The organism is Actinoplanes sp. NPDC049118 (assembly GCF_040648555.1).
In the GTDB taxonomy this organism is placed as follows: Bacteria; Actinomycetota; Actinomycetes; order Mycobacteriales; family Micromonosporaceae; genus Actinoplanes.
Genome location: NZ_JBEZDY010000014.1, coordinates 128,719 through 142,905 on the forward strand (window position 1 = coordinate 128,719; position 14,187 = coordinate 142,905).

The following is a 14,187-nucleotide window of genomic DNA, read 5'->3' on the forward strand; positions in this document are numbered from 1 at the left end:
GGTAAGCCGTACATCGACGCGCGGCGTTCTGGCCACTGTTGCTGCAGTTCGACACTCGCTCCGAGAGGCGCCGTTCGGCCGCGAAGGCTCCATACCAGAGAATTCGCCGCGACCGCCGACAGGATCCTGGCCAAACGGTGCGGGAGGCAATCGCCCCGACGTGCCCGGCGTCGGAGTTCTGAAGAGCGTCGTGGCCGGGCATCCGGCCCGGGTACTCATCGAGGTTTCGGAACACACCGAGGTGAACACGGTGGGCAGTCCTTGGCTGGTCGCGCTGATCGTGGTCGGCAACGCGCTGCTGGGGATGGCGCTGGGTCTGTTCGTCAGCGCCTTCGCGCGCAGTGAGTTCCAGGCGGTGCAGTTCATGCCGGCGGTGGTGTTGCCGCAGGTGCTGTTGTGCGGGCTGTTCGTGCCGCGCGAACAAATGGTGGGCTGGCTGCAAGCGATCAGCGACGTCATGCCGATGTCGTACGCGGTCGAGGCACTGACCGAGGTGGGCACGCACGCCTCGGCCACGCCGCGGATGTGGCTGGATCTGGCGATCGTCGTTGCGGCGGCGGTGGTCGCGCTGATGCTGGGCGCGGCGATCCTGCGGCGGCGCTCGCCCTGACACCCGAGCCGATCGCCGGGTCGGGCGGTTCTTCGAGCGGCGTCCGTGAACCTGCGAGCCTGCCGGTGTCTTGGGCAAGCCGCAACGCGACGGCGCCCGGCTCGTCTTACGGCCCGGTTGTCATCGTCCGTGGCACTTGAGGACGTTCGGCCCTGGAAGCCGCGCGCTTCGCGAGGTGTGATGGAACTGGAAGAACCGAAGGGAGGTCGGGATATGACAGCCCTGTTGCCCCGCCTGTTTGGGGACATGACCGACTGGTTGGAGGTCGACTTCCCGCGTCCGGTGCAGGCGTTCCGTGTTGAGGACCGGATGACCGATGAGGAGTACGTGCTGCGCGCCGAGTTGCCGGGGATGGACCCGGAGAAGGACGTGCAGATCACCGCACTCAACGGCGTGCTGACCGTGGAGGCGGAACGGCACGAGCAGGACGCGGGGTCGGGCCGCTCGGAGTTCCGGTACGGCATGCTGCATCGCTCGGTGCGGCTGCCCGCCAACGCCGACGAGGCCGCGATCACCGCGACCTACGACAAGGGGATCCTGGAGATCATGGTTCCGTTGACCGCGCCGGAAGTGGCCGGTCGGCAGATCGCGATCACCAAGAAGTGACCTCGCCACTCAATCGCCGGCCGGCGCACAGCGCCGGCCGGCTCCTCTCTACCAGCCGCTGGACCGTCCGCTGCGGCTCCGGCTCGCGTCACTCAGGCAGTCGCGGGCGTTCCATCCAGATGGTCTGCTTCGGCGATTTGTCGGTCTCGTGGTCGACAAGTGACGGGTAGTGGCGGGTCTTCCGGCCCTTCCCGCTGTTCGGTTCGCCGGGAACCGTGGATCTGGGCGTATGCCGGGTCAAGGCCAGGAGGACGTTGTGGTGCGTCGGGTGTGGCGGCGTCGCGCGGAGATGTTGTTCGTCGCCGTGCTGGGTTTGCTCGCGGCTGGTGTCGGCTTGGCCAATTCGCGCCCCGATGCCGCTGCGGCGTCCTGGGTCGCGGCGACGCTGCTGGGGCTTGGGTACTCCACCGTGTCTCTGGTGGCGGCTGCGCGTCGCCGACAGCCCAGCGTCGACGTGATCGCGTGGTTGGCGCTGGCGGGGGCGCTGTGGGTGGAGGAGGCGCTTGCCGGTGCGGTGATCGCGGTGATGCTGGCGACCGGGGTGCTGCTGGAGGCCCGCGCGTCGGCGCGGGCGCGTCGGGAACTGAGCATGCTGGCCGCGCGTGCTCCGCGGACCGCCCGGCGAGTCACGGCGTCAGGGCCGGTGGAGGTGCCGGTCGGCGACGTCGTGGTCGGTGAGCGGCTGCTGGTGGGTGCCGGTGAGGTAGTGCCGGTGGATGGGCGGCTGCTGGCCCGGCGGTGCTGGACGAGTCGGCGTTGACCGGTGAGCCTGTCCCGGTCGAGCGCCGCGCCGGGGAGGATCAACGCAGCGGTGTCGTCAACGCCGGCAGGCCCTTCGAGCTGATTGCCACGGCGTCGGCGCGGGAGTCGACGTATGCGGGCTTGGTCCGCCTGGTCGAGCAGGCGCAGGCGGCTACCGCGCCGTTCGTGCGGCTGGCGGACCGGTTCGCCGTGGGGTTCGTGCCACTTACGCTTCTGCTGGCCGGTGTGGCCTGGGCGGTGACCGGAGATCCGGTACGCGCGGTCGCGGTCCTCGTGGTCGCCACGCCCTGCCCCCTGCTGTTGGCCGCCCCCATCGCCCTCATGTCGGGGCTGTCCCGCGCCGCCCGTCACGGGGTGATCATCAAGGGCGGTGGCGCGCTGGAACGGCTCGCGGCCGGCCGCAGCCTGCTGTTCGACAAGACCGGCACGCTCACCGGGGGGCACCCCGTTCTCACCGACGTGGTGACCGCGCCCAGCGGACCGGACGCGGACGAGCTGCTGCGGCTGGCCGCCAGCCTCGACCAGGCATCCGCGCATGTGCTGGCCGGCGCGATCGTCACCGCCGCCCGTGACCGGCACCTGGCGCTGGCAGGTCCGCAACAGGTGGCCGAGCGCCACGGCCACGGCATCGAGGGCATCGTCGAGGGCCGCCGGATCCGGTTGGGCAAGGCCGGATGGATCGTGGCGGAGACGCCGCCGGCCTGGCTGCGCCGCGCCCGCCGCCGCGCCTCCCTGGACGGATCGCTGATCGTGTTCGCCGCGGTCGACGGCGTACCGGCCGGGGCGCTGCTGCTGGAGGATCCGATTCGACCCGAGGCGCCGCGGATGATCCGGGCGTTGCGGACGGTCGGGATCCGGCGGACCGTCCTGATCACCGGAGATCGCGCGGACGCTGCCGAAACGGTCGGACGGGTCGTCGGTATCGACGCCGTGCACGCCGACTGCGATCCGGCCGACAAACTGGCCCTGGTCCGCGCTGAACAGGCCCACCAGCCGGCCATCATGGTTGGCGACGGCATCAACGACGCACCCGCGCTGGCGGCGGCCGGTGTCGGCGTGGCACTGGCCGCCCGTGGCGCCACCGCGTCGGCTGAAGCCGCCGACGTGGTCCTCACCGTCGACCGGATCGACGCGCTCGCCGACGCTATCCTCATCGCCCGGCGCAGCAAGGCGATCGCGATGCGGGCGGTCGTGGTGGGAATGGGGCTGTCCGGGATCGCGATGCTGGTCGCGGCCACCGGCCATCTCCCGCCGGCGGCAGGCGCGCTGCTACAGGAAGGCATCGACCTCGCGGCGATCGGGATCGCGTTGACCGCGCTGCTGCCCGCCCGCACCCACACCGTCGCCATGGCGGCCGCCGATGTGCGGGTCGCCCGCCGCCTGTACGCCCAGCACCGCGACGTCCGTCCGCTGGTGGAGCAGGTGCGGACCGTCGCGGACGGTCTGAGCGGGCCTCCGTACGACCTGCGGCCCGTTCGCGTGCTGTTGGCTCAGTTGGAGGCGCAGCTGCTACCGCATGAGCGTGCCGAGGAGGCGGAATTGCTGCCGATCATGGTCCGCGCTCTCGGCGGCGCGGAAGCGGCGGGCGGGCTCAGCCGCACCCATGCGGAGATCGAGCACCAGGTCAGCCGGCTGCGTCGCAGCCTGGCGGATCTATCCGACCGGCCCGAACCGGAGGACGTCGTCGACGTCCGGCGGCTGCTCTACGGCCTCTACGCCGTCCTGCGCCTGCACAACGCTCAGGAGGAGGAAGGGCCGTTCAGCCTGATCCCGGACGTACCGGCCGGACCGGTTCCCACCGGCGGAGGGTGATCTTCGCGATGGTGAACCGAGCGGCCTTGATGTCAGGGCCTGGTGCCACCTGCGCCATGCCAGTGCCGAGCATGGCGCGTTTGTGACCGGGTACGGCAGGGCCGCCCGGCCCGTCGCGAGGCGTCGACGGGTTAGGAGGGGACCAACGGCACTGGTCGTGGCGCCGCGGCCGGACTGCGATAGATGGAGGCGGAGCTGAAAGGAGTCATGTGATGCACACACGCCAATGGACCGTGGACATCTTGATCAGCGAACACGAGGAGGACCGACGGACCCGGGCCGAGGCGCGCCTGCACTCGGGCACCCGAACCGGGTTACGGGGCGAGGGGGAGGCTCGGCGCAGCCCACGGGACCGGGAGGTGCCCGAAATCGGTGATGAGCTTGCCGCCGCCCGTGCGCTCAGCGATCTCGCCTACCGGCTGCTCGACGTCAGTGCGGGCGACATCGAGCAGTTCACCAACAAGCCGGTCCACCTGTCTGCGTGATCGGGCCGGCGGGGTGCGGAAGCCGCCGCCGGCCGAACCGGCTGCCCGTCGGCCTCTGTTCGCGGCGAGCGCCGGTGCGCCGCCGCGTTGTGGGCCGGTCGCTGACCCTGCCGGTGGAGGCGGCGGTGGTGTCCCGTGAGCGGCGAGATCTGGCGGGGCCGAGGTTGGAACTCTCACGCGTGTCGACTGACGTTGGTGGTCCAGCTCCGGGCCGGAGGTCCTGATCGCCGGGGTCGCCGTTCCACCCACCACGAGTACGTCGCGCCCGGCCAGTCCGGCTACGGCGAGCGTCATGCCGGGACCTGCTCGGCGCGCAGCGGTGCGAGGGCGGCGCTCCAGGCGATGACCTGATCAAGCATCGTGGCCAGCGCCGGAGCCTGATAGTCGCCGGGCTTGAAGTCGCGGTAGTTCTCGAACTCGGTGGCGAAGTTGAGCACGACCTGGGCGCGCACGTCGGCCATCATCAGCTGGTGGATCCGAGGAAATGAGGTCTGTCACCAGGTGGTGAGCAGGAGGTGGTTGATCAGCAGTGCGGTCGCCGCCTGGGTGAGGAGCCAGCCGCGCCGTGTCGGCGGCGGGAGCAGCGCGGCGCCCGCCGGCAGCCAGATCGCGAACGGCAGCCAGATCCGCTCCACCTCCGCCTTGCTGAGCCCGGACAGGTCCGCCGCAAGGATCGCGAACAGGCCCGCGAGGGGCAGCAGGACGAAGGGCTCGAGGCGGAGCAACCTTGATGGGCGGCGCAGCAGCGCCGCCGGGTCGGCCCGGACCGCGGCTCGCCGCAGGATCACCGCGGCGACCGGACCGGCGCAGGCGACGACCAGCGCGAGGTTCGCCCACACCCAGTACGCGTAGGGCCGGTCGCTCGCGACGCCCTGGTAGTACCGCGCGACGACGAGGCGGTAGCCGTCCAGCCACCAGAAGCCGGCGAGCGTGAAAGCCACCACGACCGTCACCCCGGCACTGACAGTCGCGCCGATGGTGCGCCATGGCAGGCGACCGGTCCGCCGTGCGAGGAGCACCACCGCGAGCGCGGGAACGATGATGAGCGTGAGGCCGTAGGACAGGTAGAGGCCGGCGGCCAGTAGCGCCCCGGCCGCCATGCCCGTGCAGAGCTGCCGCCGGGTCAGCGCCACCGCGAGCAGTGCCACGCCGGTCGCGGTGACTCCGGCGAACAGGCCGTCGGCGGAGGCCCCGATCCAGATCGCGCCGGGGAACAAGACCAGGAACGGCACCGCCGTGCGCGCGGCGTCCTCGTCACCTAGGGCGCGGATCGTCACCGGCACCGCCACCGTGATCAGCGCACCGGCCGCGACGCATGCCAGGGCGGCCCAGGCCCCGCCGCCGAGGCCGACGCGGTCGAGGGCGACGAAGACGAGGAGGGCGCCGGGCGGGTGGCCGGCGACATGCGTGGTCCACGAATCCGGCTGGAAGTCGAGGATCCGTCCGGTGAACCCGCGTAGCAGGGCGGGCACGTCGGTGACCCTGGCGACCTCGCTGAGATATTCGTGCCTGGTGACGAGTCGCCCCGCGAGCCCGCGCTGCCAGCCGTCCACCAGCGCGAGTGAGAGGATCCACGCGGCTGCCGCCGCGTACCCGGCGACCATCAGCCGCCGCCAGCCCAGCACCCTCGCGAGGCGCGGACCGTGCCAGGCCACCAGCCCCGCGACGCAGAGCGCGAGCGGCGTGCCCGGGCCGACATGCGGCAACCAGGCGGCGGTGAAGGGTGCCGACGCGGCGCGCACCGGCCGCCCGGCCAGATACAGGGCCCCACCCACGACCGACGCCAGCGCGACCAGGCCGAGGGCGCACCCGCCCGTGACGAGGTCGGCGCGCGGCGACCGACGGACCTCGGCGTTCCCCGCCCGGTCCGTCGGCGGTGTCGTGCGGACGGTCATCCGCGCAGAGGCGCGTGCGCGAATTCGGTCACGCCGGTCACCAGATCGACCTCGGCGCGGAAGCCCAGCTCTTCCGCGGCACGGGCGGGGGAGGCGACCACATGGCGCACGTCGACGAGCCGGAACTCGCCGGTCACCACGGGCTCCGGACCCCCGACCGCCCGGGCCAGCGCAGCCGCCATCTCACCCACCGTCGCGGGCCGACCCGAGGCCACGTTGTAGGCCCGCAGCCCCGCCCGCTCGTCCCGGGCGGTGGCGTAAAGCGCGGCGACGTTGGCCCGCGCCACATCGCTGACATGGACGAAGTCGCGCCGCTGCGCGCCATCCTCGAAGACCCGGGGCGTGCGGCCGGCCTCCAGCGCCGACCGGAAGATCGCGGCGACGCCGCTGTAGGGGGTGTCGCGCGGCATCCCCGGCCCGTAGACGTTGTGGTACCGCAGGGCGACGACCGATCCACCGCACTGCCGGGCCCAGGCCGCGCTCAGGTGCTCCTGGGCGAGCTTGGTCGCCGCGTACACGCTGCGCGGGTCGAGCGGGGCGTCCTCGCCCACCGGCACCGAGGTCAACGGGAGTCCGCAGGAGGGACACGTCGGCTCGAACCGGCCCGCGGCGAGATCGGCGACCGCGCGCGCGGCCGGGCGGGTCGGTCCGTCGATGGGGCAGGTGTAGGCACCTTCGCCGTACACGACCATCGAGCTGGCCAGCACGAGACGGTGCACGCGTGCCCGGGCCATCTCGGCGAGCAGCACGGCGGTGCCGAGATCGTTGCACCCGACGTACTCCGGCAGATCGTCGAGGTCGACGCCCATACCTACCATCGCCGCCTGGTGCACGACCGCGTCGACGCCGCGCAACGCGGCGGCGACGGCCGCCCGGTCCCGGACGTCCGCGCGGTAGACCGGTGCACTGTGGACGGTCTCCGGCGGCGCAGTGGTGTGTGCGGCCGGATGGCCGACATCGAGGACGCTGACCTGATGTCCGGCGTCCAGCAGGGCGGAGGTCACGTGGGTGCCGATGAAGCCGGCGCCGCCGGTCACGAGTATGTGGGTCACCAGGCCGACCCTAGGAGCGGCAGGCGCGCCTGTCGCCGATCGGTGAAGCCCGTAAGCACTCCGTAAGGCCTGCTTTTGCCGCTGCCGACGTCGGCCACGGTTACGTTCCGTCAGTGACCGATGTTGTGCTGCCCTGCCTCAACGAGGCTCCCGCCCTGACCTGGCTGCTGCGGCGGATGCCTGCCGGATACCGGCCGATCGTCGCCGACAACGCCTCCACCGACGGTTCGGCCGAGGTGGCCCGCGGCCTCGGCGCCCGGGTCGTGACCGTGCCACAGTCCGGCTACGGCGCCGCGGTGCACGCCGGCATCGTCGCCGCCGACCCGGCGGACGGGGTGGTCTGCGTCATGGACGCCGACGGCTCGTTCGACCCCGCCGAGTTGCCGCTGGTCGCCGACCCGGTCCGCGCGGGCGCCGCGGACCTGGCGGTCGGCCGGCGCCGGCCGGTCGGTCGCGGCGCCTGGCCACCGCACGCCCGCATCGCCAACGCCGTGCTCGCACACCGGCTGCGCCGCACCACCGGCCTGCGGGTGCACGACATCGGGCCGATGCGTGCCGCCCGGCGCGCGGACCTGCTCGCCCTCGACCTGGTGGACCGCCGCTTCGGCTACCCCCTCGAACTGCTGATCGCCGCCACCCGCGCGGGCTGGACAGTCACCGAGGTCGACGTCGCCTACCACCCGAGAGCGGCCGGAACGAAGTCGAAGGTCACCGGCACGGTGCGCGGCACCGCCCGGGCGATCCGCGACATGAGCGCGGTGCTGGCCCGATGAGCGCCCAGCTGCTGGTCCTGGCCAAGACGCCGGTGCCGGGCCGGGTCAAGACTCGCCTCTGCCCGCCGTGCACCCCGGAGCAGGCCGCGGAGATCGCCGCCGCCGCACTCGCGGACACCCTGACCACCGTCACCGCCACGCCGGGCGTGCGGCGCCGCCTCGTCGTCGAGGGCGACCACCCGGCACCGCCCGGCTGGGGCAGGACGGCCCAGCGGGGAACGACGCTCGGCCAACGCCTCGCACACGGCTACGCCGACACCCGGATCGCCGGCGTGGCAAGCCTGCTGATCGGCATGGACACCCCGCAGGTCAGCGCCGGGCTGCTCGCCGCCGCGGTCGAACGGCTCGATGACGATGCCGCCGACGCGGTGCTCGGACTCGCCGAGGACGGCGGCTGGTGGGCTCTCGGACTACGCGATCCCGCACATGGGCAGGCCATCCGGGACGTGCCGATGTCCACCCCGGACACCGGCGCGCGCACCCTCGCCGTCCTGCGGGCCCGGGGACTCCGGGTCGCGCAGCTGCCGGCGCTGCGCGACGTGGACACCTGGGCGGATGCTCAGGCCGTCGCCGCGCTCTGTACCGCCGACAGCCGCTTCGCGCTTGCCGTCGCCACCGTGCTGTCCCCGGTAGGAGCGCCATGACCACCACCACGGCCGCCCCGCCTGCCGCCCTGGCGGTCTTCGACGCGGCCATCGACCGGGCCGGCGCGGGGCTTCCCGCCGTGCTCACGTTCACCGATGACCGCGGCACCCGTCACCGGGTCGATACCGCCGCCTGGTGCCGGGGCCACCTGCCGGGCGACCGGAAGCTCCTGGCCCGCTGTGCCGGGCCGACCCTCGACGTCGGGTGCGGCCCCGGACGACTGACCCGCGCGCTCAACCGGCTCGGCCACCCGGCACTGGGTATCGACGTCAGCGCCGCGGCCGTCCGCATCGCCCGCGCCCGGGGCGCCACCGCGCTGCGCCGCGACGTCTTCGGTCCGCTACCGGGACACGGCCGGTGGCGGCACCTGCTGCTCGCCGACGGCAACATCGGCATCGGCGGCGACCCCGTGGCACTGCTGCGCCGCTGCCGCGACCTGCTCGCCGACGACGGCCGGCTACATGTTGAGCTGGGCCGGCCCGGCACCCGCAGCTGGGCCGGGGGCGCCCGGCTCCACGACGAGGCCGGACGCCCCGGCGCGCCGTTCCGCTGGGCCCAACTGGCAGCGGACGACCTGGCCGCGCTCGCGGCCGCGAGCGCGTTGCACGTCCAGGCCGAATGGACGGAGGCGAACCGATGGTTCGCGACGCTGGCACCGGCCTGAGCCGCACACCAGCACGTCCGCGGTCCCTGCCGGCCCGGCTGGCCGAGCTCGGCAGAACAGCCAACCGATGGGTCCAGGCGCCACTACCGCGGCCACCGGCGGCGCTGCGCCGCGGCCCGCTGCGACGGGGAGCCTTCGACTCCGGGCTGCGCTCGCCACGCCTGACCAGCCTGCTCGGGCTGGCCCTCGCCGTCGCGTTCACCATCTGTTTCCTCACCGGCCTGATCAGCCACTTCATCCAGCACCCACCCGCCTGGTTCTGGTGGCCGTCGCGACCGGTCGGCCTCTACCGGGTCACCCAGGGCCTGCATGTGGCCACCGGCCTGGCCTCGGTGCCACTGCTCGGCGCAAAACTCTGGTCGGTCTACCCGCGCCTGTTCGGCTGGCCGCCCGCCCGCAACCTCGCACACGCCATCGAACGGGCCGGCGTCGCCGTCCTCGTCGCCGCCGCGCTGTTCCAGCTGTTCAGCGGCATCCTCAACATCGCCCGCTGGTACACCCCGATGCCGTTCTTCTTCACCGCCGGCCACTACTGGTCAGCGTGGCTCGCCGCCGGCGCGCTGATCGCCCACCTCGGCGTCAAACTCCCGATCATCAGCCGGGCCCTCACCCGGGCAACGCCCGACCGGACGCGGCCCGGCACCCTCACCCGGCGCGGGCTGCTCGGCACCGTCGGCGCGGCCGCCGGCGTCATCACCCTCGCTACCGCCGGGCAGACCGTCGCCCCGCTCGCACCCGTCGCCGTTCTCGCGCCGCGACGGCCCGGCACCGGCCCGCAGCGCCTGCCGGTCAACAAGACGGCCGCCGGCGCCGGGGTGCGCGACGCCGCGTTCGATCCGGGCTACCGGCTGACCATCACCGGCCCCGCAACCAGGGTGAGCCTCGACCTGACCGAGCTGGCCGCGCTGCCGCAGCACACGGTCGTTCTGCCGATCAGCTGCGTCGAGGGCTGGAGCTCGACCGGCACGTGGACCGGCGTCCGGCTACGTGATCTGGTCGCCCTCGTCGGCGTCGACGCGGAGAACGCCGAGGCCTACGTCGAATCCCTCGAGGCCAGCGGCCGATACCGGGCCACGACCGTGCCACCCCCGCACCTGCGGGACCCGTACACGCTCATCGCGCTGCGACTCGGCGGGGAAGTCCTGCACCCCGACCACGGCTACCCGGCGCGCCTCATCGCCCCGAACCGCCCCGGCGTCCTGCAGACCAAGTGGGTCACCCGGATCACCGCCCGGAGCAAATCGTGAAAGCCGTCCGGCGCACGCTCATCGGATCCGGCGCGCTCCTCATGGCGTACGCGGTCAGCGGCGCCCTCGCCGACCCCGACGTCAAGGGCGGCGCGCTGATCTTCCTCGTCGCCGTCCTCGTATTCCATGACGGGCTCCTACTCCCGCTGACCATCGGTGCCGGCGTCCTGATCGGCAGGATCGTCCCGTGCCGGATTCGCACACCCGTCCGCGTCGCCGCGGTGATCAGCCTCGCCGTGACCGTCGTGGCGCTGCCGCTGGTCCTGGGCCGCGGCCGGGTCCCGGACAACCCGTCGGTGCTGCCGCTGCACTACGGACGCGGACTGCTCGCGGTCTACACGATCATCTGGGTGACGACCGCCGGGATCACCGTCGCTCAACACCGGCGCCACCGGGTGCGACACACCGACAACGACTGACACGCGTACAGGCGTACCCGGGGGTCCTGCGCACGGGCGGTGTGAGCAAAGGTCGGTGACCGGCTGCTAACCGGGTGGCAACCGTTTTGCTACCAGGGTTTCCGCGCTCGGTCCGAACAGAGGGATGGACCCGACCGTCTCGGCCGGGCACCACCGTCTTGGGGGACCAGAGGGAGCCGGTTGAGCACACGTGCATCGCTAGCCCGTACGACGGCCTTCGCCGGTCTGTACGCGGCCGCGTTCATCGTGGGCCGGATGACCGTGATGGCCGATAGCCGGTTGGCACTGGTCTGGCCCGCGGCGGGTGTGGCTGTGGTGTGGTTCTGCGCCCAGCGCCGCGCTCGGACCCGGTGGGTCGACGTGGCCGCGCTGACCACGATCGCGTGGACCGGCAACATCGTCACCGGCAGCGGGCTGCTCTTGGGCGGGATGCTGGCCGCGGCGAACCTGATGATGGCCGTGGTGTTCGTGGGACTGTTGAGCCGGTTCCGCCCGACACTGTGGGGCGCCGGCGGCACCCGCCGGCTGTCCACCCCGTGGGAGCTGGGCAGCCTGCTGATCATCGCGGCCGTCGCCGCCGGCGCGGGCGCGGTGCTCAGCCTGACCGGCCTGTGGCTGGCCACCGGGCCCGTGCCGACGGTCGTGTACGCGGACTGGATGGCCCGCAACGTCACCGGGATGTTCGTGATCGGTACCGCCGGGCTGTGGCTCGGCGGCACGGCCGCCTCGGTCCCGGCTCGGCCCCGCTCGCTGCGCGGCTGGTGGCACGCGATCGACCGGGCACTGCGCGCGGTGCCGGCCCTGCGGGTCGCCGAGTACCTGGCCGTGGTGCTGTGCTCCGTCGGCGCCTACCTGATCGGGTTCGTCTACGACGGCGGGCTGCCCCTCGGATTCCCGCTCATCGTGGTCACGGTGTGGGCGGCGCTGCGGCTCAGCACCACCTTCGTCGTGGTGCAGAATCTGACCCTCGGCAGCGCGGTCGTCTGGTTCATCCTGCACGGCGAGGGTCCGATGGCCACGATCGCCGATCCCCTGATGCGCACGCTTGTCGCCCAGATGTTCGTCGTCCTGATCACCACGGTCGGCCTGCTGCTGGCACTGGGCCGCGACGAACGCGCCGCGCTGCTGGCCGAGCTGGCCGCGCAGAAGGAACAGGCGGCGCGGCACGGCGCGCTGATGGACGCCGTCATCGACTCGATGGCCGACGGGCTGTCGGTCATCGACGCCGAGGGCAGGATCACCCTGCTCAACCCCGCCGGCGCACGGATGCTCGGGCCCGCCGCGGTCGTCGGTGACGTGCGGCCCCGGCTGAGCCACCTCGACGGCAGCCCGATCGCCGCCGCCGACCTGCCCTCCACCCGTGCCGCGCGCGGCGAGTCGATGGACCCGCTCGACGTGCTGGTGCGCGACCCGGACGGCCGCGACACGCGCGTGTTCCGGGTCACCGCCACCCCGCTGCGGGACGACAACGGCGCACACGGCGCCGTCGTGCTCTACCACGACGTCACCGCCGAACGCCGCCAGCGCGACCAGCTCGCCGACTTCGCCGGCGTCGTCGCCCACGACCTGCAGAGCCCGTTGACCGTGGTCGAGGGCTGGACCGAGGTCGCGACCGAGGCACTCGACGCCGCGCCGGCGCACCCCGCGATCGACCGGTCCCGCGACGGCCTCACCCGGGTCACCCACGCCGCCACCCGCATGCGCGGACTCATCAACGACCTGCTCGCCTACACCTCCACCCGCGACGCCGACCTCGCACCCGCCCGGGTCGACCTGACCGAGCTGGTCCGCGACATCACCGCCGCACGCACCGACGCCGCGGTCACCGCCGGCCAGCCGGTGCCCCAGGTCGTCGTCGACGCGCTCGACCCGGTGCACGCCGACGCCGGCGCGGTGCGGCAGCTGCTGGACAACCTGATCGGCAACGCCGTCAAGTACACCGCCCCGGGCGTCACCCCGCGCATCACCGTCACCAGCACCCACCGGGACGGCACCGTGCGGATCGCCGTCGCCGACAACGGCATCGGCATCCCGGCCGGGCAGCACGAGGCCATCTTCGACAACTTCCACCGCGCCCACCCCACCACCGGGTACGCGGGCACCGGGCTCGGCCTGGCCATCTGCCACCGCATCGTCGCCCGCCACGGCGGCACCATCCACGCCGAGGACAACCCCGGCGGCGGCTCCCGCTTCGCCTTCACCCTGCCCGCCGCCGAGCCCGACGCACCGGCGCTGGTGCTGCCCACCACGCCGGCACCGTCCGGCGGCATCCGCCGAATCCCCAAATCCGCCCGGGCTGCCGCAATATCGCTACCCACCCGGGCGGAAGCGCGATCCCTCGCTGCCTGAACCCGGCAAGTCGCGGTCATGCAGCAATTTGCGTCGGCGCCCTTACCGACCGGTCGTCCAGCCGCCAGGCACCACCCTGCACCGGGTGACGGCGGTGGGCGCGAACTCGCGGACGGGCGACTGGTCGTCAAGCTCGATGGCCACGTTCCCGGTTGCGCGGAGATCGCCGACCGCGGCGGCCGGCACACGGCGGTCCCGATCGGCCGCGTCCCACAGTCGCCGTTGCGGCCTCCGGCAACCGGCTGGCCGGATACCTGGCCGCGCTGTCCGCCGGCGTCTGGTTCGACTTTTACTTCACCGAGCCCTATCAGCGCCTCACCATTGGGGACCGGTCCGACGTCGAGACGTTCGTGCTGCTGCTGGCGGTGGGGATAGCGGTGACCGAACTGGCGGTGTGGGTCGTCGGCAGGAGGCCGTCGCCCACCGCGAGGCCGGGTACCTGGCAGGCATTCAAGCCGCCGCCGACGCCGGCGCGACGGGTGGATCGTCCCAGGACCTGATCAAGCAGGTTTCCGGCCAGTTGGGGGACACCCTGCACCTGCACAGTGCCCGGTACCAGCCCGGTGTCGCCGGCCTCGGAAGCCCGGCCCGGCTCCGCCGCGACGGTCAGATCCTGTGGAACGGCAGCGTCTGGGACGTCGACCACAACGGTCTGCCGTCCGACACCGACATCGAGTTGCTCGTGGAGAACGCGGGCCGGCTGCACGGTCGATACCTGTTGAGCGCCGGGCCCAGAACGTCCGCGCCGCTGAGCGACCGTCGTGTCGCGGTCACGCTGGCCGACCAGGTAGGCGCAGCCCTGGGGTGAGCCCTGACAGTCGCGTGGGCGAGCGGCAGTCCCGCTTCGGGCCGAGCGGCGGCCCGGCGC

14 protein-coding genes and 2 pseudogenes are annotated in these 14,187 nt (G+C 72.9%); 13 read left to right on the forward strand and 3 right to left on the reverse strand.

Annotated elements, in window-relative coordinates; translation table 11 throughout:
- Positions 1-238 precede the first annotated feature (238 nt).
- The 5 genes and pseudogenes from AB0B58_RS23095 to AB0B58_RS23115 form a co-directional block, all read left to right on the forward strand.
- Positions 239-610: pseudogene (locus AB0B58_RS23095) on the forward strand (ABC transporter permease); the annotation flags it as partial.
- 180 nt (positions 611-790) lie between these two features.
- Entirely contained in the window at positions 791-1,216 is a 426-nt protein-coding gene (locus AB0B58_RS23100) for an Hsp20/alpha crystallin family protein (RefSeq protein WP_360226985.1), read from the forward strand.
- Between the two features lie 589 nt (positions 1,217-1,805).
- Positions 1,806-3,229: pseudogene (locus AB0B58_RS23105) on the forward strand (heavy metal translocating P-type ATPase); the annotation flags it as partial.
- A gap of 96 nt (positions 3,230-3,325) precedes the next feature.
- Positions 3,326-3,790: a hemerythrin domain-containing protein gene (locus tag AB0B58_RS23110; protein WP_360227339.1), complete on the forward strand. Its 465-nt coding sequence runs from the start codon at positions 3,326-3,328 to the stop codon at positions 3,788-3,790.
- A 212-nt stretch (positions 3,791-4,002) separates the two neighbouring features.
- On the forward strand, positions 4,003-4,275 hold the full coding sequence (locus AB0B58_RS23115) for a DUF1876 domain-containing protein (protein WP_360226988.1): 273 nt from the start codon (positions 4,003-4,005) through the stop codon (positions 4,273-4,275).
- A 290-nt stretch (positions 4,276-4,565) separates the two neighbouring features.
- Here the strand turns inward: AB0B58_RS23115 and AB0B58_RS23120 are convergent, their stop codons facing one another.
- From AB0B58_RS23120 to AB0B58_RS23130, 3 genes are read right to left on the reverse strand one after another with little or no spacing between them, the layout of a single operon-like run.
- Positions 4,566-4,727, reverse strand: a complete 162-nt coding sequence (locus tag AB0B58_RS23120) for a hypothetical protein (protein ID WP_360226991.1) — start codon at positions 4,725-4,727, stop codon at positions 4,566-4,568.
- 42 nt (positions 4,728-4,769) lie between these two features.
- Entirely contained in the window at positions 4,770-6,170 is a 1,401-nt protein-coding gene (locus AB0B58_RS23125; RefSeq protein ID WP_360227000.1) for a hypothetical protein, read from the reverse strand.
- Positions 6,167-7,222: an NAD-dependent epimerase/dehydratase family protein gene (locus tag AB0B58_RS23130; RefSeq protein WP_360227003.1), complete on the reverse strand. Its 1,056-nt coding sequence runs from the start codon at positions 7,220-7,222 to the stop codon at positions 6,167-6,169. Before AB0B58_RS23130 ends, AB0B58_RS23125 begins: the two co-directional genes overlap by 4 nt.
- A 113-nt stretch (positions 7,223-7,335) precedes the next feature.
- Here AB0B58_RS23130 and AB0B58_RS23135 point away from each other — a divergent pair, with 113 nt between their 5' ends.
- The 8 genes from AB0B58_RS23135 (at position 7,336) to AB0B58_RS23170 (ending at position 14,127) form a co-directional block, all read left to right on the forward strand.
- Positions 7,336-7,995: a glycosyltransferase family 2 protein gene (locus AB0B58_RS23135; protein ID WP_360227006.1), complete on the forward strand. Its 660-nt coding sequence runs from the start codon at positions 7,336-7,338 to the stop codon at positions 7,993-7,995.
- Positions 7,992-8,639, forward strand: coding sequence for a DUF2064 domain-containing protein (locus AB0B58_RS23140; protein WP_360227009.1), 648 nt, complete (start codon positions 7,992-7,994; stop codon positions 8,637-8,639). Before AB0B58_RS23135 ends, AB0B58_RS23140 begins: the two co-directional genes overlap by 4 nt.
- Entirely contained in the window at positions 8,636-9,304 is a 669-nt protein-coding gene (locus tag AB0B58_RS23145; protein WP_360227012.1) for a class I SAM-dependent methyltransferase, read from the forward strand. The genes AB0B58_RS23140 and AB0B58_RS23145 overlap by 4 nt, the downstream gene beginning before the upstream one ends.
- Positions 9,277-10,551, forward strand: a complete 1,275-nt coding sequence (locus AB0B58_RS23150) for a molybdopterin-dependent oxidoreductase (RefSeq protein ID WP_360227015.1) — start codon at positions 9,277-9,279, stop codon at positions 10,549-10,551. The genes AB0B58_RS23145 and AB0B58_RS23150 overlap by 28 nt, the downstream gene beginning before the upstream one ends.
- Positions 10,548-10,970, forward strand: coding sequence for a hypothetical protein (locus AB0B58_RS23155; protein ID WP_360227018.1), 423 nt, complete (start codon positions 10,548-10,550; stop codon positions 10,968-10,970). The genes AB0B58_RS23150 and AB0B58_RS23155 overlap by 4 nt, the downstream gene beginning before the upstream one ends.
- A 180-nt stretch (positions 10,971-11,150) precedes the next feature.
- Entirely contained in the window at positions 11,151-13,319 is a 2,169-nt protein-coding gene (locus tag AB0B58_RS23160) for an ATP-binding protein (protein ID WP_360227021.1), read from the forward strand.
- A 152-nt stretch (positions 13,320-13,471) separates the two neighbouring features.
- Positions 13,472-13,819: a DUF4118 domain-containing protein gene (locus AB0B58_RS23165; RefSeq protein WP_360227024.1), complete on the forward strand. Its 348-nt coding sequence runs from the start codon at positions 13,472-13,474 to the stop codon at positions 13,817-13,819.
- The gene (locus AB0B58_RS23170; protein WP_360227348.1) at positions 13,714-14,127 is read left to right on the forward strand and encodes a hypothetical protein; all 414 of its coding nucleotides are present in this window, start codon (positions 13,714-13,716) and stop codon (positions 14,125-14,127) included. Before AB0B58_RS23165 ends, AB0B58_RS23170 begins: the two co-directional genes overlap by 106 nt.
- The last annotated feature ends 60 nt before the right edge of the window (positions 14,128-14,187 follow it).

Excerpts from the sequence above, each read along its gene's own strand:
- AB0B58_RS23100 (WP_360226985.1), top strand. The coding sequence starts at position 791 with ATGGAACTGGAAGAACCGAAGGGAGGTCGGGATATGACAGCCCTGTTG.
- AB0B58_RS23110 (WP_360227339.1), top strand. The coding sequence starts at position 3,326 with ATGGCGGCCGCCGATGTGCGGGTCGCCCGCCGCCTGTACGCCCAGCAC.
- AB0B58_RS23115 (WP_360226988.1), top strand. The coding sequence starts at position 4,003 with ATGCACACACGCCAATGGACCGTGGACATCTTGATCAGCGAACACGAG.
- AB0B58_RS23125 (WP_360227000.1), bottom strand. The coding sequence starts at position 6,170 with ATGACCGTCCGCACGACACCGCCGACGGACCGGGCGGGGAACGCCGAG.
- AB0B58_RS23140 (WP_360227009.1), top strand. The coding sequence starts at position 7,992 with ATGAGCGCCCAGCTGCTGGTCCTGGCCAAGACGCCGGTGCCGGGCCGG.
- AB0B58_RS23145 (WP_360227012.1), top strand. The coding sequence starts at position 8,636 with ATGACCACCACCACGGCCGCCCCGCCTGCCGCCCTGGCGGTCTTCGAC.
- AB0B58_RS23150 (WP_360227015.1), top strand. The coding sequence starts at position 9,277 with ATGGTTCGCGACGCTGGCACCGGCCTGAGCCGCACACCAGCACGTCCG.